The organism is Bradyrhizobium sp. GW821-FHT13H06 (assembly GCF_058803975.1).
On sequence record NZ_JBXAPN010000005.1, the window covers coordinates 108,112 to 130,329 of the forward strand.

The following is a 22,218-nucleotide window of genomic DNA, read 5'->3' on the forward strand; positions in this document are numbered from 1 at the left end:
TCCCGCTCGAGGAGTGTCAGATCAAGCGTGTGCGATCATCGCGTGCTCCGGCTCCGAGGCGACCTTGATGGCGATCAGGAGGCGCGCACCCGCCACAGCGTCGCGGCAAGCAGGAGATAGGCGGCGCAAGTCCACATCGCTTGCCAGTTCGCCGGCCCTTCGTTGAACCCCACATAGACCGCCGCTCCGACAAACACGCCCGCAAACAGCGTCTCCGCCACAGGACGGCTTCCCTTCCCGGGTGGATTGAGCAATGTGACGGCCGCGAAAGGTAACGCTGCCATGGTGAGCGCGGCAAAAGGAAAATCGATAAAGCGCGGGTCGAACACAAGCCCGAGCGCGGTGGCCGTACCGATCACGACCGTTCCGATCAGGGCCAACCCGTGCATGGTCACGAGCATCGACTCCGTCCGGTAGCCTTTGGGGCCGAGCAATTCCTGACAACTGGGCAGTGGGCGCCCCGACATCAGGGCGTTGACACCGAGCACCGGCGATACCGTGGCGGCCGCCAACAGAGAGCTCCACAGGAGCCAGCCACCCATTCCGATACTTTCAAGAACCACCTTTTGGGCGGCCACGCCAAACAGGATTCCGGCTGCCGTCGCCGATATTGCGACCCCAAACCATGAAGCCAGGCCAGCGCTGCCGGGCTTACGACGCGAGGTCAACCACGCCGCGCCGAAGACCAGCGTCGCCAGCGCAATTCCACTGCACATTTGCAGCTTCCAGAGCGGAAAGTTGCTGACGGGGATGCCGGCAGGATATTTGAGCACGCGCTCCTCGCCTCCGAACAGACCCCATGATCCGCCGACCGTGCCCTCGATCTCTCGCTTCCAGGACTCGTCATAGGCTTCGAACAGGTTGACGCGGAAATGCTCGCGTCGGGCAAGGTCGAGGACCTCCGAGACCACCCGGGCCTGATTGACAGGGGACGGCAACGCCGATTCCCGCATCCGTCCCTGGCTCGGCCAACCTATTTCTCCGATCAGGATTTCCTTGCCCGGAAAAGCCGCCGCGACCTGTCGGCGTATTGCGTCGGCGTGCGTAACAGCGGATTCCGCCGGGATCGGCACGTTCTCCCAATAGGGCAGGATATGAATCGTGACGAAATCGACGACGTCATAGAGTTCACGATTGCTCAGCCAGAATTCCCAGACGTCGGCATAGGTCACGGGGACACTGACCTGCGCCTTCACCGAGCGGATCGTGTCGGCGAGATCGGATACAGTTATGTCCTTGCGCAGCAGCGTCTCGTTGCCGACCACGAGTGCGATCACGGTCTCGGGATATTCCCTGGCGAGGCGTATCGCCGTCGATATCTGCGTTCGGTTCTTCTGCTTGTCCTTGTCGAGGAAAATGCCCTGGATGACCTTCAGCCCCGCTCTGGCCGCAAGTTCGGGGATCTGGTCGAGACCAAGATCGTTCGCATAGGTCCGGATGCAGTCGGTTATCTCCGCCAGCTGGGCAAGATCCTCCGCGATCTGCTCACGCGATACCTGCGTCGCAGGCGAAAGTGACGTCTGATGGTTGCGGAATGGAGCGTATGAGATGCACTGGACCTTGTCGTTCGGATCGATGGGTGCGCGCACCAGATGGACCGGAGTCCCCAACCACCACCACACGACGGCGATGGCGCCCAGCGATATCAGGAAGAGCGCGAGCGAAACGCGCACAGCATCCCGGGGTCTTCCGGCAGGCGCGACGTGACTGGCTTCCCCGCTTGGCGAGAGCAACAGCCTGGAGAACCAGCTTGCTTTCCGAGGATAGACCAACTGATCACACGTGAGGTGCCGCTTTTCACCTGCCGCGATGTCGCGGACGCGCCGCATTGCTTCAGTTGCGCGCCTGCGATCGCGACTGCATGAGAAGCAAGGGGATCATGCAATTGAACTTGTTCGACGGTCGCTTCCGAAGGAATTATAGGATCGCTCGCATTTCCACAAGCCGGTTCATTCAGGCCAATTCCGGTGCGGCGACCGCACGGCCCGTAATGGATGAACCCATACGGCGCATAGTAAGGTCCCGAGGATAGTAGACCGGAGCCGGATAGTATGGATATGGGCGCCAATAAGGCCCTCCCACGGCGGCTCCTGTCAGCATGCCAACGGCAAAACCGCCGATCACCCCCGCGGAGATGCCGCCCCCTGAACTGGCACGGATCACGCGACGGACGACCGATCGAAATGAGACATGACGATTGCCGGGCTGCGATGCGCGCCCGTCATCTCAGAGAGATCGTGATGCGGCTGAGATTGGCGGCGAATTCCACCCCAGCCTTGGGTCCCTGCAGCACCATCGTGACGCCCTTGTCGTTCCGGAGATGGACGCCATTGACGCCGCCGACCAGAGCGGCGCCGCCACCGACAGAACTGTAGGTGCCGGCGAAGTCGCCGATGTGGCGAATTCCTGACGCCCAACCATCGAGCCGACCGACCGTCGCGCCAGCGGTGATGCCCAGGCTGACGCCAGTCATGCGGAACGGATAGTTGCGGCCACGATAGGTCAGAACGCCGCTGCCGGCGCCACCACCGACCAGCAGGCCCGCCTTCACGATCTTGACGCGCACCTGGCCGGATGCCTGGGCAAGCGAAGGCGTCACCGGCACTGAAACTGCCAGGAGCGCCAGCGCCGCCAGGCGAATGACGAACGCCTGCCGTGAAGGGCGCATGTGGTCAAGGCTTGGCAGCATCGACTTTCTTCCAGGTCTGGTCGGGATCGAAAAGCGTGGTGCGCTGCGCGACGAACTCTGTCCGCCTGCCGAGGTCCTTCTGGTAGACGGTGCCGGCGTGATTGACCAGGAAGGTCATGACGCCGGAATTTCCGTACTCCGCGGGCCAGGCGATCAACGCGAAGCCACCGATCATCTTGCCCTTGACCACGTAGTTGAGCGCGCCGCCCGGCGCATCGGACCCCTGCCCTTTGAGGATACGGAAGTAATAGCCGTGATACGGAGCCGGCCTCTCACCAGGCTTGTAGCCTTCGGCCGAGGCCTGTGCCGCCAGCGCGCCAAGCGGGCTCGGGTCGCTGTCGTCCCACCAGAACAACCCATCCTTCTTGCCGGCCGTGGAGACAATGCGTTGCGCGTAGACGCCTGCGCCCTCGCCGCGATCCTTGTCGGCATATTCGTTCTGGGCATCGACATAGGCGAGACAAGTCTGGATCGCATCGAGCTCGTTGCGTCCGATACGGCGACGAAGCACCTCGATGCGTCCTTCGTCGGTGTCGAACTCCCAGCCCGTTCTGGTGTTGACGAGCGGAATCGGGAACGGGAAGTCCTCGGGTCCGAGCATCAGCGTGGCCTTCTTGTTGCCCTCCGCCTTGATCGCATGCTTGGAGTCATACATGGAGACGAAGCGTGCACGGATATCGGCATCGGCGACCTCGTCTCCGGACGAGACGATGTCGGCCGCCGATCTGCCGAGGACCTTCAGGATCTCACGCGGACCACTCTTGATCGCGGCTGCGAGCGCGGACCCCGCCTCCTCAGGCGTCCGGTAGGATTGCTGTGCCAGGCCCGCGGTGCACATCAGCGCGAGCGCCATGACGCTCGGCAGAACAGCGCGACGACATGATTTCAGACCGATCATGGCGTCACCTCCGCCGGGATCGTTGCGCCGGCGGCGAGCCAATCGCGGTAGGTGCGGAATTTCAGGCCGAGCTTCTCGTAATGGACCCGCAGATACCCGTCGCTGCCGCGCATGACGGCGTTCGGCATGATCTGCTCGACCTCCTGCGCCATGACGCCGACATATGCCTTGTCGCTGCCGATATAGCTGAAGCGATAGTAGCCGAGCCCATTGCCGAGATGGCCGAGCAGGACGACATCATGCTTTAGCGCGACATCGGAGCGCCGGCCGCCGCCGCCACCGCGGCCGCCTCCTCCGCCTCCGCCGCGGAAGCCGCCGCCACCTCCCATCGACATTCCGCCGCCACCACGGCCGGCCATGCTCGGTCCGCCTCCGCCGCGCGGCATGCTCGCCATGCTGGATCGACCGCGCGCTGACGCCGCGGCCGCCGACCGCCCCGACGAGACGTTCATGGCGCCGCCACGATTGCCACCACCGCCGCGGTTTGCCGCACCGCCACCGGCGCGGTTCGCCGCCTTGGCGCGATCGCCGCCACCTTTGGCACGATTGCCGGCACCTTTGGCACGATCGCTTGCGCCCGCGCGATCGCCGCCGCCGGGACGATCTCGCGTACCGGCCCCGGCGCGATCCCCTGCTCTCTGACGATCGCCGCGATCGCCCGCACGGTCACCTGCACGGTCACCCGCGCGATCTCCAGCACCCTGATTGGGACGCAGCACCTGATTGCCATCGCGGCCGCGGAAATCCATCCGGTCCGACGCGCCGGCCTTGATATTGTTGTTGCCAAAACGCTGCGATACGTTCGCGTTGTTGTAGCGCACGCCCTGACGATGCGTCGGATTATGCTGCCAGCCGGCGTTGATGTTGGTGGCCCGGTGATTGACGTAGACGTTGCGGTTGCCCCAATTGCAGCCGCCTCCCCAATAATTGCCCCAGCGTCCGATCGCCCAGGCCGTACCGAACGCGAGACCCGCGGCGATTACGCCGGCGCCGATATACGACGGATATCCGAAGTAATAGGGAGGATACTCCGCATAGGGCCACGACCCATAGACCGTTGCCGGATCATAATACGGCACGTAGATCGCTTCGGGATCCGCCGACTGAATCACGACGACCTGCTTGTTCTCCTGGGTCTGAACGCTGACCTTCTGCTGCTTCGTCGTAACAAGCTTCTTGTTGTCATAGGCCTTGGTGCGCAGGCGCTGGATCGCGTCCATCACGTCCGGCTGCTGGGCGAGGAACGCATCGCCCAGATTCTTGGTCCAATCGATCTTGTCGCTCATCATGGCGAGAACGTCCGCCGTGCTCGCGAGCGCCTTGACACTGTCGTCCCAGGGCTGCTTGTCGACCTCGGTCTTCAATGCATCGCCCTTCAGTGACTTGCGCTCCTTGAGCCATCGGTCTGCCTGCACCACCTCAAGTGGGTAGGTGGAGGCGGCCAGCACGTTTGCGAGCAGATCGTCCGGGTAAAGAGCGATCGGTGCCACGAGAGCTTCGATCTGCTCGGGCTTCAGCAGTTCCGCGGACGGCGCGGCCGGGCTCGCCGGTTGCATCGCCGGGGCCGCCGGCTTGTCAGACGTCTGCGCGAACGTTGCGACGGGTGTCGCCATAAGCATCATGAGCGCAATCAGGGTCTTGCCGCTACGAAACATCGCATCCTCCATCGTCGAGGCAAGTGTCAGCATCGGTGCGCCAAGCCGGCCTTCGTTGACAAAGATCAAAGAAACCGCGCGCATGCGATTTGCTGCGATGCGCCCGTCGACAGTTCGGCGACCGACGGTCAATGCGCGATGGGCAGCCGGATCGTGAACAGCGCACCGCGCGATGGCTGGTTCTCGGCAACGATCTTGCCGCCGTGGGCTTCAACGATGGTCCTGACGATGGCAAGGCCCATGCCCATGCCTTGCGGCTTGGTGCTGAAGAACGGGTTGAAGATATTCTTCACGTCCGCGGGAGCAATTCCCGGCCCGCTGTCGCCGATCCGGATCTCCGCAAACGCATCGGACTGGGCCGTTGCCACATTGATCTCCCGCTCCGTCGCACCGGCCTGCGAGATCGCGTCGATCGCGTTGATGATCAGGTTGAGAATGACCTGCTGCAGCTGAATGGGATCGCCCTTGACCCGCAGCACGCTGGCGGATGGCGCAAACTTCAGGGCAATTCGGCGCCCATCGCTGACAGCGGACAACAGCCTGATTGCCTCGCCCACCGTGTCGTTGAGGTCGATGTTGGCGATCTCGAACGGCGTCTTCTTCAGGATGCTGCGCAGCCTGCGGATCACCTCGCTGGCCCGCTGATCGTCGCGCCGGATATCGGCGAGAATTTCTCCGATTTCCGCCAGATTGGGCGACTCGCTCTTCAACATCAGCTCCGCCGTCTCGGTATTCGTCAGGATCGACCCCAACGGCTGATTCAGCTCGTGGGCGATCGACGTGGTCAGCTCCCCTGCCGCCGCGTACCGGTTGACGTGGGCCAGCTCCGCAAGACGCTGCCGGGACTCGACCTCGGCCACGAGCCGCCGGCGTCGCTCGTAAAGCAGGCCGCCGATCAGACCCGCCTGGATCAGGATGACGGCGGCGAGCATTGCGATCTGCCAGCGGTACGTCTCCCAAAGGCCAGCCTGCCGAAACAGAACCTCGCTTCCAGCGGGCAGGTCGCTCTCGCTGATGCCCCAGCGCTGCATTTCACGCCAATCGTATTTCGGAGACCCCAACTGGAGGGGCTCGAATTTCATCGTGCCTGGTCTCTCGCCGGCCAGGATGCGGATCACGGCATCGACCGTCTTCGTGGTGGTCGCGCCGATCGAATGCATCGGCCCGCCGACCGTATAGCCGTTGAAAAACGGCTCCTGGTAGGAAAATATCGGAGCGTTGGCGACGGCGCGAAGGCTGCGCAGGGCGAGATCGCTTTCATGGACAATGCCGGCCCCGTCGACCGACATCAAGCCCCAGAACAGAACCGTGTGCGGCGGAAGCACCGATGCTCTCCTCAGAATCTCGTCGAACGACAGTTCATTGTACCAGACGAAGGCCACGCGCCCTTCGAAAGGTGTCGTCTCGCGCTTGATCTCGTCGAGCCAGAACTTTTCCAGGCGAGAAGCGCCGATCACGACAGCGATCGTCTTCGTGTCCGGCAGGACCTTGAGGACGCCGTTGAAGGCAGCCGAGAAGTTGTTCTGGACGGAGATCACGGTGTCGTTGTCGGTCAAGTCCGCGCGGTTCACCAGCCGATCTTCGACCACGGTCAGAACCATCGGCGTATCGGGAAAAAGCTGATCGCGATATTTCTGGGCAAATCGCGCAGCCGGCGCGCCGATGCTAACAACAACATCCGGGGGGACGCCCGCGTAGAGGGAGCGGAGATAGTTGACGAACGGCTCTTCCGGCCCGGGGTTGTTGAACCGTGCCGTCAGCAGGGTGTGCTCCTGGACGTCGAGCGGCCACTGCGCCTGCTGCTCCAGCACGGCCTTGATGCTTAGCGCATACTCGCTCCATGGGCGAAAGTCTCGCCCGAAGGAATGCAGCAACAAGATCCGTTTGGGCGCGCTGCGCTCGGCCCCCATCGCCGGCGCGGCGACGACGACCAGAAAGGCGACCAGGCAAGCGGCGAGACACGCGGCCCGGCCGGACGAGGCGCCTGCAGCACTGGGGACACGTCCGCTCATGCTCTCTTTCGGCGGCCACAATGATCGAACGGCTCTCATCAAAGCACAATTCGAGCACGGCCGCACGGAAGAAGCGTCTCGCCCTGCCGGGTGTTGTCAGCAGCGCGTCACGACCCGGCCATAGGCATCGACGACCTGCACGCAGGACGAGCCGTAGTAGGCACCGGCAGCAACTCCCGCCGCTCCTACGGCGACCGCGCGGCGTGTGGTTCTCCGGGCAACACCGGCATAGCTCATGGGAGTCAACGGGCGCCCGACCCTCGCCTGGGCCTCGGCAAAGAACCTTCCTTCGATGAGGCCGTTTGTTTCATTCGAGGACAATCCGGCGCTGAAGGCGGTGACCCCTGCGGCAAACAGGATGACTTTTCGAAGCGCGATCATTTCTTTACTCCTGTCGGTGTACCAGCGGGAAGCTCGTCGAAATCTGCAATTGCGGCACCCTCCAGATCGACCTTGGTGGCGCCCGCCGGCGCGACGAATGCGAAGGCATCGGCGTTCAGAGCGTCAGTCTTCCAATCCTTGATCCGGAGCGTGTATTGCGGCGCCCCGGCGAGTGTTTTGCTGGTGATGACGTATTTGTGCGGCACGGGCTTGGCGCCGGCCTCGATCCAGATCTGCCAGTCCGTGTCCGGCGTGCGGAACGCAAGATGCTCGCACTCGACACCATCGACGACTCCCTGCCCGATATGCTTGCCCTCGATGACGGTGGCCATCAGCTCGTCGAACGCATTGGAGAGCAGCAGGTCGGCGCCCGGCATCCCGGCGCCGGAACGCGCCTGAAGCGCGTCGATCATCTTGTCGATGGTCCCGGGCGCGTCTGCCTGAACATAGCTCTTGGCATTGTTGCCATAGATCGAGATCAGCTTTCCGTCATAGACCAGCTCGACATCGGCATAACCGCCGGTGCGCCTGACCCGGAGCTTGTCCGGGCGGCTCATCTTGATCTCGCCGGAGCTCGCGAACTGGATCTTCTGGAGTTCGGGCGTGATGATCTCGATGTCGCTGTCGAAGGACGCGGACAGCGTCTTCTGACCGGCGAGATGGTCCGACATCGACTTGAGAATCTTGGCCGGATCGTCCGCGTGCGCCCGGATGCCAGGAGCGACCACAACCGTCGCTGCTCCGAGCATCGCGTAGATCGTCTTGTGAACACGTCTGTTGGATTTCATGTCTATCCTCCCGGGATGAACGGCACTTGACGCCTGCACGCACGCAGTTGCTTGACATGCATCAAGCCTGCGCGACCGCTTGCTCAATTGAACGGGCAGCGATGATAGATGATCTCCATGTCCGCCATTCCCGGAAACAGCCGGGCGATGCTGTTCGCATCGAGCTGCTTCAGGCTGAACTGAACACTGGACAGCATGATGTCCGTCGCGCAGGACGCGACCAGATTGACATTTGGACCATCGTCCTTTCGTGCCTTGACCGTGCACCGCGCGAACTTGCCGATCAGCTGCCTGCCATCGACGATGAAGCCGCCGCCGTAGACTTCGGACATGTCCGTGAAGCCGAGCTTCCCGCCTTCGCGAGTGAACACCTTGTCGCATTGATCCGCGCTGCTCGCCCAGGCGCCGTTCAGCTCGACGGCCCCCGCGCCACTGGCTGATGCGAACATGGCGCCGAGCGATAGCGCTGCTCCCGCGACCAGCGCTCTCACATCATGCATGCATCCATTCCGCATCAGTGACCGCCCCCGAACACCAGCGTCTTGAATGGCAGCAGCAAAGCCTGGATGCGCAGCAGCAAGGCATGCACGAACCCGATGCCGTCGATGACATGGAGTGCGATCTTGCGGCCGGTCGACGTCTTGGGGTCGACGATCTCATCGTGATTGCTGGTGTAGGCATTGACGATGCAGCTGCTGCCGGCCGTCACCCCATCGAGACCGCCTTTGAAAAGCGGGTCGAGGAACACGAGAATGGTGCCGGGTTTGGCAAGGTTCTGCGCCTCGATGAGTTGCTCGCCGGACCGGAACTGACCCGCTGCGATGTAGTCCTGAACGGACGTCACCACCAGAGGGATGATTACCCATGGCTTCGAGATGCAGGTCGCCTCGGCGACCATCCCCTCCCGCATGATGCCGGACTCGATCTGGCCGAATCCGGCCTGCAACTTGGCCTGACCGGCCCCCTCGGGAATGAGGATACCGGCCGGCCGCATCAACTGATTGACCACGTCGCCGGAGCGAATGAGGAATTGTTCAACGCGTCCGTCGACGCCGGCGCGAACGAAGGTCTTGTCCAGGTCAACCTGAGCCTCGGCCTGCGCGGCTTGAGCGCTCGCCTTCTCCGCCGGCAAGAGCGTCGAGACCCGCAAGGCCGCCGACTGCAACGTGGCCGTCGCCGCGTCAATTCCCGCCTGCCGCTGATCGACCATGACCTGCAGCTTCTCGATATCGCGCTGCGGCACGATGCCGGGATTTCGGCGCTGCAGCTCGATCTTGACGTCCAATTCGTCCTTTGCCTGCTGATAGTTGGCCTTCGCTTCCCCAAGCTGCGCTTCAGCCTTGGCCACGTCGGACTTCGCGGTCTCCAGTGAGGCATCGATTTCCGCGACCTTGCGCGTGGCGGTTTCGAGCGCGGCTTTCTGCTTCGAACTGTCCAGCGTGAACAGGACGTCGCCCTTCTTCACCGCCGCGCTGTAGCCGAAATTGACGTCGACCACGCGCCCCGAGCCCTCGGGCAGGATCGGGACGGTCCGGAACAACAGCGCCGCGTTCTGGGTCGCCGGATGGAAGAAGAAGACGCTCGTGATCAACGCCACCGTCAGCATCAGGCAGCCGGTGATGCCCCATCTGAGCTCGTACCAAACGGAGAAGAGCGTGATCTCTTTGCCGAACCGCTTGCCCTGCACGAAACGCCGATAGAGATAGTCCGGAAGAATCGTCAAGAGCGAGCAGATGGTAAGCTCAAGCATGGCTGGGTACCTTGCTGCTGGATGCCGCCGGATGCAGTTCTTGGGGCCGTGTTTCCGTCGAAGGCGTATCAACGGCGGTCACCCGATCGTCGTCGCTCGGCGACGCACCGTCCGCAATCCGTTCGACCGATCCTGCGATGCTGCGCAAGGGCGTCCCAAAATCCGGAAGCTCGATCATCGCGAGCACCAACGCTGCAATCCAGTAGAGATGCTCGTGCGTGAACAGCGCGATCAGGGCCAGCACTGCCACAATCTCGAACTGCAGCTTCTGCGTCTTGTGGGCCATGCGCTCGGGCAGGCTGTGCAGATACAAGTAAAACAGCCCGACGCTGAAAACTGCGCCGATCAAGAATAGCCCGGTCACCACCATCAGCCAATCGGTCTCACCGGGCGCGACAATGAAGAAGGGCAGATGATGCGGGCCCAACGGGTGCAGCTGCTCGCTCAACGTTCCCTCCTGACCGGGACCGCGTGTCCCCCTGAATTGCGCCGAGAGTGACGACCCCGGCCCCGAATTGCTTGATTTGCATCAAGGGAATGCACTTCGCCCCGCCTAGCCTCGATCTCCGGAACAAACCAGCAATCAGGAGCCGCCGCCATGCCAGGCATTGACGATCTCATTCCCAGTGCAACGCAGATCCGGAAGGAAGCCGCGCTGAAGGAGGCCGAGAAGGCGGAGCAGTATGTCCGCCTCGCCGCCGCCGCCGAGGCCGAGAAGCAGGCCCTGATCGAGCGGCTGACCAAACCATCCGGGAAGTCGGAGGAGGAGAAGATCAAGCTCGCCTCGACCGTCATTCAGCGTGCGGTGCGAAACGGCCTCACGGAAGTTCAGGTCTACCGCTTTCCCAACACGCTGTGCACGGACAAGGGGCGCGCCATCAACCAGATGGAGCCCGGCTGGGAGAACACGCTGACCGGCATTCCGAAGGAGATCTTCCAGCTCTGGACGGATTATCTGAAGCCGCGCGGCTATCGCATCGCCTACCAGATCATCGATTTCCCGGGCGGCATGCCGGGAGACATCGGCGTGACCATCTCCTGGGGAGACGAGTAGCGCTTTCCGGAGGCCGTCCGAACAGAAGCTACGAAGAGGGACGCATGGCAAAGAACGAACCTGCGGAACGAATGAAGCGCAAGGACTATGAGAAGCAGCTCGAAAAGCTTCAGGTCGAGCTGTGCCAGCTGCAGGACTTCGTGAAGGCGACCAAGCTGCGGGTCATCGTCCTCTTCGAGGGCCGAGACGCCGCCGGCAAGGGCGGCACGATCAAGGCCATCACGGAGAAGGTCAGTCCGCGGGTGTTTCGCGTCGTCGCGCTTCCGGCGCCGTCCGATCGGGAGAAGACGCAGCTCTTCTTCCAGCGCTATATGGAACAGTTTCCCGCCGGCGGTGAGATCGTGATCTTCGACCGGAGCTGGTACAATCGCGCTGGGGTCGAATATGTCATGGGCTTCTGCACGCCCAGGGAGCACGACCGGTTTCTGACGCTCTGTCCCCAAATGGAAAAATACGTGATCGACGGCGGAATTATCCTGGTCAAGATCTGGCTCGAGGTCGGAATGGACGAGCAGGAACGCCGTTTCAGGGCCAGGATCGATGATCCAGTACGACAATGGAAGCTGAGCCCGATGGATCTCGAATCCTATCGTCGCTGGTACGATTATTCGCGGGCCCGCGACCTCATGCTCAAGCGGACCAGTACGAAGCACGCGCCATGGTACATCATCCGCTCCGACGACAAGCGCCGGGCACGGTTGAACTGCATCGCGCATCTGCTGAAGGCAATCCCCTACAAGCGGATCAAGAAGGACAAGGTCAAGCTGCCGCGACGCTCCGGTAAGGGGCGTTACAATGACCAGGCGGGCTTGCGCGGAATGAACTTCGTCGCCGAGCGATATTGACCGCAGCGACGCTCAACGAACATCCTGCCCCTCGGCAGACGATCCTCCGAGCGGCGCGATCACGCATCCCGACTGGACCGGCATCTCTGCCGGCCCGCATTCCAAGCGATACGAAGCCGGATCGGTCAGTATCTTGCCACCGGCTGGGACATGGGGCCGAACCGGTAGTTGATGCGCAAGGTGACCATATCCACGTCCTGGCTGATCCGATTTATCGCCCCCGCAACGATCGGATTTGCGACCGAGAACGAGTTGTTCGCGTCACCCATGAACAGGTGGTCGTATTCGATGCCTGCCGACCAATTCGGAGCAAAGCCATACTCGAAGCCGACGCCCACGACGCCACCCCATCGAGTCGAGCTCGCGGAGGCGACGCTAACTCCCGCCGCGTTGAATACGTCGAAGGTATTGCCGGTGACGGCCGCGCCTCCCTTGACGTACAGCAGGGCGGCGTTCCAGGCGTAGCCGATCTGGCCGGTCAACAAGCCGATGCCGTCGGTCCTGGTGCGGGTGGAGAAGGCCGGGTTGATCAAGCTGGTGCGTGAACTGCTGAGGTCGGCCCAATCGCCCTGGCCTTCAAGGCCGAACACGAATTGACCGGCTTGCCAGCGATAACCGAGCTGGCCGCCGATGACACCTCCAGACCGGTCCCGACAGCCGTCGGCGACCACTCCTCCGGGCGTCACGAAATCCCAGCAATTATGGCTTTGACCCCAGCCGCCATTGGCGCCGATATAGAAGCCGGTCCAGTTGTAGACCGGAGCCATGACGGGGAGCGGTGCTGCCTTGACGGCCATATCTGCCGCAGACGCGGGCGCCACACCCAACAATGCCAGCACCCCAGCCGTGACCAAAAAATACGTCTTCATCTAAGTCTCCCTGCTCATCGCTGGTCCGTTCGGATTTGAACGACGGTTGATTTTTTCAATGCGCGCTTCCAATTCACGACAGTACGTACGTCGTCCCGCCGACCATGTATCAAAATGGCCACACGCGGGAAAAAACGGCAAATCGATCGTTTAGACATCCGTTCGGATGATGTTGCCGGCCTGCTCGTCGCCTTCGAGCCCAGGCCAGAGTGCAAGCACGTCGCACCGCCGAGGTTGAACCGAAGCGCTCCTGCTGAACTCGCAGCTCCACTCGCCCAGCTCCGCATGAAGCGGGCTGCCCTCGCGGACAAGCGGCTGCCGCTCCAGCTTAGCCGGTGCCTTCGCTATCCGGATCGAGGATCCCTCGATCCTCTCCAATCCAATGCGAGATTTCACCAGAGGGAATCAATCGTCTCGGGATCGATGGGTTGATCGTGCCGGCGTAGACGATCAGCCCCTGGTCGGATTTGGCTCGCGCAAAGTTCTTGGCTTGCGTCTCCGTTTCAAACGTTCTGGTCTCCCGCGGGCTTCGCCTTTTGGGCAGAGCACCGCGCTTGTGAACTTCAAAAGTGACGTACCAGGTGAAGACCATTGGCTGCCCCAGGCTGCATTGCCGCCGCGCCAAGCTGGCCGTAAGTCGAGCCCTCAGGTTGATCCGCATCAATTGTCAGCACGGCTGCCATGATGCGAGATCTTCAGACTGCCGATCGGATTCTACGTCCCCTCATATATCCATCGACCTGGAGTGCCCGAGGGCATGCATTGCATGCCGGCAAGTTCAAGCGTGCAGAGCACAACGCGCACAATGCGTGACGGCGGGTGATCAGTTTTTTGTTCTACGTCAATCCCAGCCTGCACAAGAGGAATAGCGTGACAATTGATCAGCCTTAGAAAGGAGATCAATCATGTCACGTAAAATCATTACCTGCCTCGCCGCATCGGCGATTATGGGAATAAGCTGCATTGCGATGGTTTCAACTGACGCATTTGCACGCGCCGGACGCGGCGCCGCGGGCGTCGGACGCCCAGGGGTTGGCGTTGGCGCTCCCGGTGTTGGCGTCACCCGGGCACCAGTACGCCGCGGAGTGGCGGTCGGCGTCGGGGCGGCTGCGGTCGGAGCCGCCGCGACCGGAGCCTATGTACGTTGCGGATACGCACCATACCCGCCTTGCTACTAGACTACGCTCACAGGCCTGTCCCCGATTGAGGGGACCGGCCTGCCGCCGATACCGCGGCACTCAGCGTGATTGGGAGATCGGCATCACCCCTCAATCGACACGCATATGGCATTTTCTTCAGATCAGGGCGGGGACGAAGGAGCCAAGATGCCCCTGGCACGGTATTTTCTCTTTGTCGGCGCAAGCTTGTTTGCGCTGCTGCTCGTCTCCAGCGCATACTTTGCGAGATCGCAGGTCACAGACAGCGCGGAGGACACCTCGCCCGTCATCCGCATTCACTCCGATCGGACATGGCCGGAGCGCATCGTTTTTGATACGAGCGCCCCGCTAGTCATTCCTCCACAAGTCTCGAGCAAGGCCGGCGTCGCTGCGCCGGCATTGGCCGCCGACATGCCCGCCACGGCGCGGGACGCAATGGCGCTGTTGCCTCCGCCGAACGCGATCCAGCTACCGCTTGCGCAGAAGGTGCGAGACGCAAAGCCGCAACGTAACCGCAAGATTGCGCACAGGCGTACGATGCCGCCCACGTTTCAGGTCGCGCGGCAATGGAGATTTTTCTAGGGATTCGGCAATGGCTTCTGATGAAGCCGATCGAGGCTCATGAGATGCTATCGCTCGCTCCTGTCGTAAACCGTCAGAAAGATGGATCCATGAAACGCATCCCACCGCGCAGGAGGACGGGCCACGCATCGACGCGGCCCGTCGTCCCGCTCATTTCAGGCGAATGGTGACACCGCCCACGGCAGCCGAGACCTCCGCGCCGATTTTCGGGCCGCTCAGCTGCAGGATGACGCCGTTCGCGTTCTGCAGCTGAACCGCGCCGGCTCCCGCGGCAACCGCCCCGCCCGCTCCGCCTACGGCATAGGAGCCTTCGATCGAAGCGGGGCCCCTCAGGTTGAGAGCGCGGCCGACCAGCTTGGTGGTCGAGGCGCCGATCGTGAAGCCGACGCTCATGCCCGACACCGTGAAGGGATATCTCTTGCCCCGAAGCAGCAGAACCCCCTCGCCACCCCCGACGCCGACGATGAAGCCGCCCTTGGTGAAGACGACCGAAACCTCGCCGGTCTCGGCACGCGACGGCGTGCTGAATCCGACGACACCGGTGAGGGAGGCGATCAGGGCCGCATAGACAACAGGCTTTCTCATGGTTTTCGTTTCCTCTTGGAGTTTGACGCCGGACTATTGGGCGAGCAGCATCGCGAAGTAGCCAAACACGGTGAGCAGGATGCCCGAGACCGCATAGGCGACCGGGAATCCGATCCAGGGCACCGTGCTCTGGATTTCAACCGCCGCTTCACGACATGGCCCGGAATGCGACCGGGCGCCGGCAACGCCGCCCATCAGCACGGCCGGGTTGATCTTGAAGACGTGGAAGCCGATCGCCCAGACGACGAAGGGCGGGATCGTGCAGGCGATGAAGCCGGCAACGAAGATCTTCAGGGCAACCGCACCGGTGAGCTGCGCCAGCAGCCCGGCACCGGCGTTGACACCGACGATCGCGACGAAGACGACGAGGCCGAGATCCTCCAGCACGTTGCGCGCCGCGTTCGGCGTGTTGCCGAAGAAGCGCAGCCGCGAGACCAGGGAGGAGACGATCACGCCCGAAAGCAACAGGCCGCCTGCATTGCCGAGGCCGATCTTGGCGCCAAAGGCCGGAAATTCGATCATGCCGATCAGGAAGCCGATGATCATGCCGACGGCGAGCGTCAGCAGATCGGTCGAGGTGTTGGTCCGCGCAATGCGTCCCCACATCTCGCCGAGTTCGTTGACGGCAGACTTGAGGCCAACCACCGAAACGATGTCCATCCGCTGCAATTCGGTCTTGAGACCGGCGGCAAGCGGCACACCACCGCGCTCGACCTTGGTGACCTGCAGCTGGCCGGCGATCGCCGTGTCGCGGAAGGATTCAAAGGTGCGCCCGACCATCTCCTTGTTCGTGACAAGAATGTCCGCCTGATCCATGGGAATGCCCAGCGCCGTAGTGTCAGCGACCTCAGGCCCGATCAGGCCCATCTTGTCGGTGAGATGCTCCGTCGAGCCGCCGAGTGCGACGACATCGCCCTTTTGCAGCACCAACTCGGGATCGGCTCCCTGTGGCTCGCCGCCGCGAGCCACGTTGACGATGCGGTATTCCGGATGGATCGAGCGGAATTTGGCGATGCTCATGCCGACCTGCGCCGGATTTTCCAGTCGATAAGCACGCAGGCCGAACTGGCGATAACCGGTCAGGCCTCCTCCCTCGAGATCCTTGACGCCGAAGTCCTTCTCGTACTTTTTTGCCGCCGCCTTGGCGTCGACGCCCCACCAGCGCGGCAGGTATTTGCAGATCAGGATGATGCCGACCGTGCCCCAGATATAGGTGATACCGTAGGATAGCGCGATCATGCCCGTCGCGTCCTCGGGCTTCATGCCATCAGGAAGCCTGACGACACCCGAGGTGATGGCCTGTTCAGCCGAGCCGATCGCAGCCGACATGGTCTGCGAACCCGCCAACATGCCGCCAGCGGCGCCGGTCGGGAGATCGAAAAGCTTCGCGAATATGACGACCAGCGCGAGGCCCAGAACGCTCGACACCACCGCCAGGAACACGAATTTGATGCCGTCGCCCCTCAAACTGTTGACAAAGGATGGCCCGACTCGCAAGCCGACACCGTACATGAAGAGGTAGTAGAACAAGCTCTTGGTGAAGTTGTTAAGCTCGAGCTTGACGCCGTAGCTCGAAGACCAGACCGCGAGCCCCGCGCCTACCACGATGGCACCGGCGACCATGCCGAGGCCATAGCCCTTGATGCTGACCCGACCGATGTAGACGGCGAGCCCGACGACAAAGAACAGCAGCAGATAGGGATTCTGCTGCAAGAACGTGAAAAAGCCCTGCATGATCGTCCCCTCTTATGACGCGGCCTTGAGCTTCGACGGAGCGGCCGGCTTCGGTCGGCCCAGCTTCGCCAACGCTTCGGTGCGGACGAGCTTCAGCCCCTCCTTGGCGTCGTAGCCGTGGATCTCCTTCACATCGAGCTTGCGCATGAAGTCGATGGTTTCCTGCGTGATGACCTGGCCCGGCACCATGATCGGGAAGCCCGGCGGATACGGGATCACGAAATTGGCGGAGACGAGCTCGGGCCCGGCCTTCAGCCGCCGGTCGATCTCGGGATCGTCGAGGCGGATATGCTCGCACCCCGCCACATCATAGGCGGCATAGAAGCCGGTGCGGATGTCGCCCTCGTTCGTCCTGGTGCCGGCATCGCCGCGGAAGCTCGGGTGGAAATGCGAGAAGTTCGGCAAGTCAGGCACGTCGGTCATCAAGCTCTTGACCCGCGCTTCGAAAGTCTTCTTCGCGTTGGCGCCGCCTTGCGCGAGCCCGCGATCGACCTCGCCCGCGATCTCGGCGAGGACTCGGATCAGATGCGCGACGTCGCTGCGGGTGTTGTTGATGTTGGACTGGACCAGCACCGAGTTGCGTGAGGTCTTGTTGACCTGGATGTTGTACTCGTTGGCGAGGATGCCCTTGAACTGGGTGCCGTCGTAGCCCGCCGTGCCGCATACCAGCGTCATCCGGGTCGGATCGAGGCAGAACTCGTCCTCGTCGAAGCTCTTCAGAGAATTTACCCAGTTGACGCCCGGTGCGAGATAGTCGGTGAAGCCGCTCTGGCGGTATTGCGCCGGCACCATGGCGTCGGCGCCGAGGATGCGGAAATATTTCGACAGCAGCGGGTTGTTGTTGACGGCATGGCGAATGGCGAGCGCGATTTCCATCGCGTTGGCGACGAGGCCGTAGCCCTCCAGCTCCATCTGCCGCCGCGAGATGTCGAGGCTAGCGATGAGCTGCTGGTTCGGACTGGTGGAGGCATGGGTAAAGACGGCCTCCTTGAACTGCTGCTCGACCGTGTGGAATTCGACGTCCTTGACCGAGAGCATGGAGCCCTGCCGGATCGCCGACATCGATTTGTGGGTCGAGTTGGTCTGATAGACGCGCAACCGGATCTGGCGCGGATCGGGAATCAGCCGCGTCTTGAGCAGCACCTCGTCCGACGGGCTCTTGCCGAGCTCGGCCTGTTGTTTCTCATAGGCCGCGACCGACTTCGGATCATGCATCCAGGCCTCGATCTCGTTGGCAGCCCCCATGGCTGTGCGCCGGCGCAGGAAGGGCGAGAAGCGCGCGAAGCCGAACCAGGCTTCGTCCCACAGGAAGATCAGGTCGGGCTTGATGGCCAGGCATTCCTCCATGACACGCCGGGTGTTGTAGATGTGGCCGTCGAAGGTGCAGTTCGTGAGGTCCAGCATCTTGACCCGCTCGAGCCGGCCGTCGGCCCTGGCGCTGAGCAGCGCCTGCTTGATCGTCTTCAACGGCACGGCGCCGTACATCGAATATTCCGTCATCGGGAAGGCTTCGACATAGAGCGGCTGTGCGCCTGCGAGCACCATTCCGTAGTGGTGCGATTTGTGGCAGTTGCGGTCGACGATCGCGATGTCGCCCGGCGCGAGCAACGCCTGCACCGCCATCTTGTTCGAGGTCGAGGTCCCGTTGGTCACGAAGAAGACGCGGTCGGCGCCGAGCGCGCGGGCGGCCTTCTCCTGCGCCTTCTTGATGTTGCCGGTCGGCTCCAGCATGCTGTCGAGGCCGCCGGTGGTGGCGCTGCTCTCGGCCAGGAACAGGTTCGGGCCGTAGAACTCGCCCATGTCGCGGATCCAGTCCGACTTGAAGATGGATTTGCCGCGGGCGATCGGCAGCGCATGGAACGTCCCGATCGGGCGTTGTGCGTATTTCTTGAGATTGTCGAAGAACGGCGTGTCGTAGCGATCCTGGATGCCTTCGAGGATCGACAGATGCAGCTCGAGCAGTTCCTCGACCGAATAGAAGATGCGGCGGATGACGCTGGCTTCGGGATTTCCGGCCAGCTCCTCGACGTCGCGATTCGAGATCATGTACAGATCGAGCTCGGGCCTGACGCGCTTGATGATCTGTGCAAGCCGCAGCGCGGAGGCATCGGATTCGTCGTTGAGGCCAGCCGACGCCGTGATCGAACGGAGCACCGGCGCATTGTGCCGCGAGCGCAGGCCAAACCCCTCGTTGATGATGACGGCCCCGATGTTGGGGTTGAGCATCGTCGCGCAGAAGGCGTCTTCGAGGCTGCCGACGATGACCGGCTCATAGACGAAGGCATCGACCGGGCGCCGCAGCTTGCGCCATTCGGCAGCGAGCGCCGGCCAGTGGCCGGGAGACAGCCCGGTGACGATCAGCGTCTCGAAATAGGGCCTGCGCGTCGTATGCGCACCGAAGGTCGGTGGGACCAGCTCGGGCACATCGCCGTCGCCCTCGTCCTTCGCGCTCCAGTCGCCGGAATGCTGGCGGAAGGATCGCGTCGCCAACGCCTGGGTGATCCGTGTCGCAAGGGCAAGCGAGGTTGCCCCATCGCCGGCCGCCGCTGCTTCGCGTAGCGCCCCCATCAATTGCAGGCCGGGATAGCCGTGAAACTCCTCCGTGACCGAGAGATCGGCCAGCGCCGCATCGTATTTCGCGCGGTCGCCGCCGCGGGCCCACGCTTTGGCAGCATCCACCAGATCACGCCAATCGTCAGCCCGTGCACCGGGCCCCGAAAAGAACTGATCAATGCGCTTCTGCGTGGGCTTGGCGTCCTTCGACATATGTATCTCCCGATTATTATCGGTTCGCGTGGAAGGTGATGATGGACCGTGGACGGCGGGGGGCCCGCTCCTTTGATCCAAATCAACGGTCGCGAGATATCGGAGACGCGCTGGTGACTTCTCGCTCGGACGCTTCGCGCTGCAGCAGAGGCTATTTGACTTGAGAGTCACCGAGGACGCTGTCGAGCGATCGCAGCCACTGCGAGCTGTCGGTCTTCTCCGCGAGCCCCTCCGCCTGCAGCAGGTCGCGCAATTGCGCATGAGCGCCAACAATGCAGAAGGCGATGCGACGGGAGGCGAGCTCGTCATGGAGATCCCGCAGCATGCGCGCGCCAGCCAGATCGATGTAGGGCGATGCGGAGAGGTCGCAGGCCACCAGCCTGATGTCGGACGACTTGTGAAGGGCTTCGAGGACCACCGCCAGGATGGTTTCGGCATTGATGTAGAGGAGCGACGCCTCAGGACGGAACGCAATGACGCCAACGAGCGGCTCGACGCCGTCGTGCCTGGCGTTGTCGGAATAGCGTCCGGTTCCCGGAAGCCTGCCGAGGAATGCAATGTTCGGCTGCGATGCGCGGGCCAGCAGGAGGAAGATCGATGCAATCGACGCAAGCAGGACACCCTGCAGGATGCCGAGCAGCAGCACGGCCACGAGCGCAATCGCCGCAGCATAGAAGTCGAGCCTGCTGACCTTCCACATCCGCAGCAGGGCCTGGACGTCCACCAACCGATACACTGCGGCAAAGACGATGGCGGCCAAGACGGCCTTCGGCAGATTCGTCAGAAGTCCCGTGAAGAACAGCAGGCACAGCGCCAGCGCGATCGAGCAGATCAGCAGGGCCAGTGGCGTGCGCGCCCCCGCGTTGTCGTTGACAGCGGATTGCGACAGCCCGCCGGCGACGGGATAGCCGTGACCACAAGCCGCAGCGAGATTCGCGGCCCCTAACCCCAGGAATTCCTGCCGCACGTCCAGTGCGTAGCCATGTTTGGCAGCGAAGCTGCGAGCAGCGGAGACGCCCTCAATATAGGCCAGCAGCACGCAGCCTGCGGCGAGCGGAAAGAGATCGTCAAACTGCAGGAGACCAAACGTCGGCAGAGCCAGTGTCGGCAATCCCTCGGGGATCTTTCCAGTCACCGGTACGCCGGCGGCCGGAAGGGAGAGCAGTGTGGCAGCGAGGATCGACAGCGCGACGATCGTCACGATGAGAAGGTTGGTGTCGCCGATCTGCGCGACGAGTCGCAACGCACGATCGAAGAAATTATGCCCACCGCCCGCGACGCCGAACAGGCTCGGCAATTGGCTCATGATGATGGTGAGCCCGGCGCCGGCCTTGAAGCCAACCAGTATGCTGTCGCTGACCAGGCGGACGAGGACGCTGAGCTTAAACAGCCAGCAGACGAAGCACAGGACCGCGACCGCAAAAGCCGCAAGACTGGCGATCTGCGCGTATCGCACCGCGTCCCCGCCGGCGAGCACCCCGACCGTGGAGGCAATCATCAGCGAAATCGCCGAAGTCGGACCGATTGCGAGCTGCCGCGACGACCCGAGCAGCGCATAGCCGATACCGCCGAGCATGTAGCCATAGATGCCAACCTGCGGCGCCAGGCCGGCGAGCGTCGCATAGGCCAGCGATACGGGAATCGCGTACGCGGCCAGTGTTATGCCGGCCACTGCGTCCGATGCCAGCCATTCGCCACGATAGGCAACAAGCCAGCCGGAGACTGGGAAGAATCGCGACCATCCCACGGGTCGGTCGGGCGGCGAGTTCATGCGGGCACCTCGCTCCGTTCGATTTCGCAGCGCAACAGGATGATCAGCAGAGCGGTCACGGGAATGCCAAGCGCGAGATCGGGAATGCCTTTGGTCGCAAAGGCCCCGACGGCCGCGCCCACGCCGAAGGCGACGCAAAGCGCGGCAAATATGCCGGAGCGTCGCAGCGGCCCGGGCGGACCGCCACCCGAAAGAGCCATGAGAACGCCTTCAATGGCCTGGCGCATGTTGCCGGTGATCATCACCGAGCTGTAGGCCACGCCCTCGACCTTGGTAAAAGCGGCCGTCTGCATCGCCGCAACGAACGAGATTCCGAGCGTGCCGGCGAGATCCGGCAGGCGGTTGTGCAGGATGCCGATCGTCACCAGCAGCAGGATCTCGAGGAGTGAGCCGATGGCGCTGATGCGCTGTCCGATGACGCCGCGAAGCCAGGTCACCAGCAGAATGCCGACTGCAAATGCGAGAATTGGCGGCACGAAATGAAGCGCATCGTCCCAATTCCCGGCCGAACCATGGACCCATAGCAGAACGAGGTTTGCTGTTTGGGCATTCGCCATCACGCCATGGATGATCCAGGTGTAGGCGTCGAGATAGCCGCCAACGAAAGCCAGCAGCAGCGCGATCGACACCGTCTCGTCGCGGCGCAGCGAAGGACTGGCGGTATTCGTCAGGCTCATGTTCG

At 62.7% G+C, this 22,218-nt stretch carries 20 protein-coding genes; 3 read left to right on the forward strand and 17 right to left on the reverse strand.

Annotated features, from left to right (window positions below):
* Positions 1–74: 74 nt before the first annotated feature.
* From AC1RQP_RS21995 to AC1RQP_RS22040, 10 genes are all read right to left on the reverse strand, one after another.
* Positions 75–1,829, reverse strand: coding sequence for a glycoside hydrolase family 17 protein (locus AC1RQP_RS21995; protein WP_492938501.1), 1,755 nt, complete (start codon positions 1,827–1,829; stop codon positions 75–77).
* A gap of 392 nt (positions 1,830–2,221) precedes the next feature.
* Positions 2,222–2,689, reverse strand: coding sequence for a hypothetical protein (locus AC1RQP_RS22000; protein ID WP_492938502.1), 468 nt, complete (start codon positions 2,687–2,689; stop codon positions 2,222–2,224).
* Positions 2,673–3,587 carry a DUF2950 domain-containing protein gene (locus AC1RQP_RS22005; protein ID WP_492938503.1) on the reverse strand — a complete coding sequence of 305 codons (915 nt, stop codon included), beginning with the start codon at positions 3,585–3,587 and terminating at the stop codon, positions 2,673–2,675. The genes AC1RQP_RS22000 and AC1RQP_RS22005 overlap by 17 nt, the downstream gene beginning before the upstream one ends.
* Positions 3,584–5,242, reverse strand: a complete 1,659-nt coding sequence (locus AC1RQP_RS22010) for a DUF3300 domain-containing protein (RefSeq protein WP_492938731.1) — start codon at positions 5,240–5,242, stop codon at positions 3,584–3,586. The genes AC1RQP_RS22005 and AC1RQP_RS22010 overlap by 4 nt, the downstream gene beginning before the upstream one ends.
* 128 nt (positions 5,243–5,370) lie before the next feature.
* Positions 5,371–7,254 (reverse strand): ATP-binding protein, encoded by a 1,884-nt coding sequence (locus tag AC1RQP_RS22015; RefSeq protein ID WP_492938504.1) that lies wholly within the window; start codon positions 7,252–7,254, stop codon positions 5,371–5,373.
* 96 nt (positions 7,255–7,350) lie between these two features.
* The gene (locus tag AC1RQP_RS22020) at positions 7,351–7,635 is read right to left on the reverse strand and encodes a hypothetical protein (protein ID WP_061878346.1); all 285 of its coding nucleotides are present in this window, start codon (positions 7,633–7,635) and stop codon (positions 7,351–7,353) included.
* Positions 7,632–8,423, reverse strand: a complete 792-nt coding sequence (locus tag AC1RQP_RS22025; protein WP_492938505.1) for a DUF2092 domain-containing protein — start codon at positions 8,421–8,423, stop codon at positions 7,632–7,634. Before AC1RQP_RS22025 ends, AC1RQP_RS22020 begins: the two co-directional genes overlap by 4 nt.
* A gap of 83 nt (positions 8,424–8,506) precedes the next feature.
* Complete coding sequence (locus AC1RQP_RS22030; RefSeq protein WP_492938506.1) at positions 8,507–8,923, reverse strand: hypothetical protein; 417 nt, start codon at positions 8,921–8,923, stop codon at positions 8,507–8,509.
* A gap of 14 nt (positions 8,924–8,937) precedes the next feature.
* Positions 8,938–10,173, reverse strand: coding sequence for an HlyD family secretion protein (locus AC1RQP_RS22035; protein ID WP_239622038.1), 1,236 nt, complete (start codon positions 10,171–10,173; stop codon positions 8,938–8,940).
* On the reverse strand, positions 10,166–10,621 hold the full coding sequence (locus AC1RQP_RS22040) for a hypothetical protein (protein WP_492938507.1): 456 nt from the start codon (positions 10,619–10,621) through the stop codon (positions 10,166–10,168). The genes AC1RQP_RS22035 and AC1RQP_RS22040 overlap by 8 nt, the downstream gene beginning before the upstream one ends.
* A 150-nt stretch (positions 10,622–10,771) precedes the next feature.
* On the opposite strand from AC1RQP_RS22040, the gene AC1RQP_RS22045 reads away from it, so the two are divergent.
* Together AC1RQP_RS22045 and ppk2 are read left to right on the forward strand one after the other, a co-directional pair.
* On the forward strand, positions 10,772–11,227 hold the full coding sequence (locus AC1RQP_RS22045; RefSeq protein WP_131866622.1) for a hypothetical protein: 456 nt from the start codon (positions 10,772–10,774) through the stop codon (positions 11,225–11,227).
* Between the two features lie 44 nt (positions 11,228–11,271).
* Positions 11,272–12,072 carry a polyphosphate kinase 2 gene (gene ppk2, locus AC1RQP_RS22050; protein ID WP_492938508.1) on the forward strand — a complete coding sequence of 267 codons (801 nt, stop codon included), beginning with the start codon at positions 11,272–11,274 and terminating at the stop codon, positions 12,070–12,072.
* 125 nt (positions 12,073–12,197) lie between these two features.
* On the opposite strand, the gene AC1RQP_RS22055 is transcribed toward ppk2, so the two are convergent.
* Together AC1RQP_RS22055 and AC1RQP_RS22060 are read right to left on the reverse strand one after the other, a co-directional pair.
* Positions 12,198–12,941 carry an outer membrane protein gene (locus AC1RQP_RS22055; protein WP_239622035.1) on the reverse strand — a complete coding sequence of 248 codons (744 nt, stop codon included), beginning with the start codon at positions 12,939–12,941 and terminating at the stop codon, positions 12,198–12,200.
* 328 nt (positions 12,942–13,269) lie between these two features.
* Positions 13,270–13,533, reverse strand: coding sequence for a hypothetical protein (locus AC1RQP_RS22060; protein WP_492938509.1), 264 nt, complete (start codon positions 13,531–13,533; stop codon positions 13,270–13,272).
* 772 nt (positions 13,534–14,305) lie between these two features.
* Between AC1RQP_RS22060 and AC1RQP_RS22065 the strand changes: the two genes are divergently transcribed.
* A complete protein-coding gene (locus AC1RQP_RS22065; protein WP_492938510.1) occupies positions 14,306–14,680 on the forward strand; it encodes a hypothetical protein in 375 nt (124 codons plus the stop codon).
* A 150-nt stretch (positions 14,681–14,830) separates the two neighbouring features.
* On the opposite strand, the gene AC1RQP_RS22070 is transcribed toward AC1RQP_RS22065, so the two are convergent.
* The 5 genes from AC1RQP_RS22070 to AC1RQP_RS22090 form a co-directional block, all read right to left on the reverse strand.
* A complete protein-coding gene (locus AC1RQP_RS22070; protein WP_492938511.1) occupies positions 14,831–15,265 on the reverse strand; it encodes a hypothetical protein in 435 nt (144 codons plus the stop codon).
* A 33-nt stretch (positions 15,266–15,298) separates the two neighbouring features.
* Positions 15,299–16,999 carry an aspartate:alanine exchanger family transporter gene (locus tag AC1RQP_RS22075; RefSeq protein ID WP_239622031.1) on the reverse strand — a complete coding sequence of 567 codons (1,701 nt, stop codon included), beginning with the start codon at positions 16,997–16,999 and terminating at the stop codon, positions 15,299–15,301.
* A 12-nt stretch (positions 17,000–17,011) separates the two neighbouring features.
* Positions 17,012–19,765, reverse strand: coding sequence for a decarboxylase (locus tag AC1RQP_RS22080; protein ID WP_492938512.1), 2,754 nt, complete (start codon positions 19,763–19,765; stop codon positions 17,012–17,014).
* A gap of 151 nt (positions 19,766–19,916) precedes the next feature.
* The gene (locus AC1RQP_RS22085) at positions 19,917–21,536 is read right to left on the reverse strand and encodes a SulP family inorganic anion transporter (RefSeq protein WP_492938513.1); all 1,620 of its coding nucleotides are present in this window, start codon (positions 21,534–21,536) and stop codon (positions 19,917–19,919) included.
* Entirely contained in the window at positions 21,533–22,213 is a 681-nt protein-coding gene (locus AC1RQP_RS22090; RefSeq protein WP_492938514.1) for a YoaK family protein, read from the reverse strand. Before AC1RQP_RS22090 ends, AC1RQP_RS22085 begins: the two co-directional genes overlap by 4 nt.
* Between the last annotated feature and the right edge of the window lie 5 nt (positions 22,214–22,218).

What these genes read in the sequence shown, in the direction of transcription:
- AC1RQP_RS22090 (WP_492938514.1), bottom strand. Translation starts at nt 22,213, where the DNA reads ATGAGCCTGACGAATACCGCCAGTCCTTCGCTGCGCCGCGACGAGACG.
- AC1RQP_RS22060 (WP_492938509.1), bottom strand. Translation starts at nt 13,533, where the DNA reads ATGGTCTTCACCTGGTACGTCACTTTTGAAGTTCACAAGCGCGGTGCT.
- AC1RQP_RS22015 (WP_492938504.1), bottom strand. Translation starts at nt 7,254, where the DNA reads ATGAGCGGACGTGTCCCCAGTGCTGCAGGCGCCTCGTCCGGCCGGGCC.
- ppk2 (WP_492938508.1), top strand. Translation starts at nt 11,272, where the DNA reads ATGGCAAAGAACGAACCTGCGGAACGAATGAAGCGCAAGGACTATGAG.
- AC1RQP_RS22055 (WP_239622035.1), bottom strand. Translation starts at nt 12,941, where the DNA reads ATGAAGACGTATTTTTTGGTCACGGCTGGGGTGCTGGCATTGTTGGGT.
- AC1RQP_RS22085 (WP_492938513.1), bottom strand. Translation starts at nt 21,536, where the DNA reads ATGAACTCGCCGCCCGACCGACCCGTGGGATGGTCGCGATTCTTCCCA.
- AC1RQP_RS22025 (WP_492938505.1), bottom strand. Translation starts at nt 8,423, where the DNA reads ATGAAATCCAACAGACGTGTTCACAAGACGATCTACGCGATGCTCGGA.
- AC1RQP_RS22070 (WP_492938511.1), bottom strand. Translation starts at nt 15,265, where the DNA reads ATGAGAAAGCCTGTTGTCTATGCGGCCCTGATCGCCTCCCTCACCGGT.
- AC1RQP_RS22005 (WP_492938503.1), bottom strand. Translation starts at nt 3,587, where the DNA reads ATGATCGGTCTGAAATCATGTCGTCGCGCTGTTCTGCCGAGCGTCATG.
- AC1RQP_RS22045 (WP_131866622.1), top strand. Translation starts at nt 10,772, where the DNA reads ATGCCAGGCATTGACGATCTCATTCCCAGTGCAACGCAGATCCGGAAG.
- AC1RQP_RS22020 (WP_061878346.1), bottom strand. Translation starts at nt 7,635, where the DNA reads ATGATCGCGCTTCGAAAAGTCATCCTGTTTGCCGCAGGGGTCACCGCC.
- AC1RQP_RS22010 (WP_492938731.1), bottom strand. Translation starts at nt 5,242, where the DNA reads ATGTTTCGTAGCGGCAAGACCCTGATTGCGCTCATGATGCTTATGGCG.
- AC1RQP_RS22080 (WP_492938512.1), bottom strand. Translation starts at nt 19,765, where the DNA reads ATGTCGAAGGACGCCAAGCCCACGCAGAAGCGCATTGATCAGTTCTTT.
- AC1RQP_RS22035 (WP_239622038.1), bottom strand. Translation starts at nt 10,173, where the DNA reads ATGCTTGAGCTTACCATCTGCTCGCTCTTGACGATTCTTCCGGACTAT.
- AC1RQP_RS22030 (WP_492938506.1), bottom strand. Translation starts at nt 8,923, where the DNA reads ATGCATGATGTGAGAGCGCTGGTCGCGGGAGCAGCGCTATCGCTCGGC.
- AC1RQP_RS21995 (WP_492938501.1), bottom strand. Translation starts at nt 1,829, where the DNA reads ATGCGGCGCGTCCGCGACATCGCGGCAGGTGAAAAGCGGCACCTCACG.
- AC1RQP_RS22075 (WP_239622031.1), bottom strand. Translation starts at nt 16,999, where the DNA reads ATGCAGGGCTTTTTCACGTTCTTGCAGCAGAATCCCTATCTGCTGCTG.
- AC1RQP_RS22000 (WP_492938502.1), bottom strand. Translation starts at nt 2,689, where the DNA reads ATGCTGCCAAGCCTTGACCACATGCGCCCTTCACGGCAGGCGTTCGTC.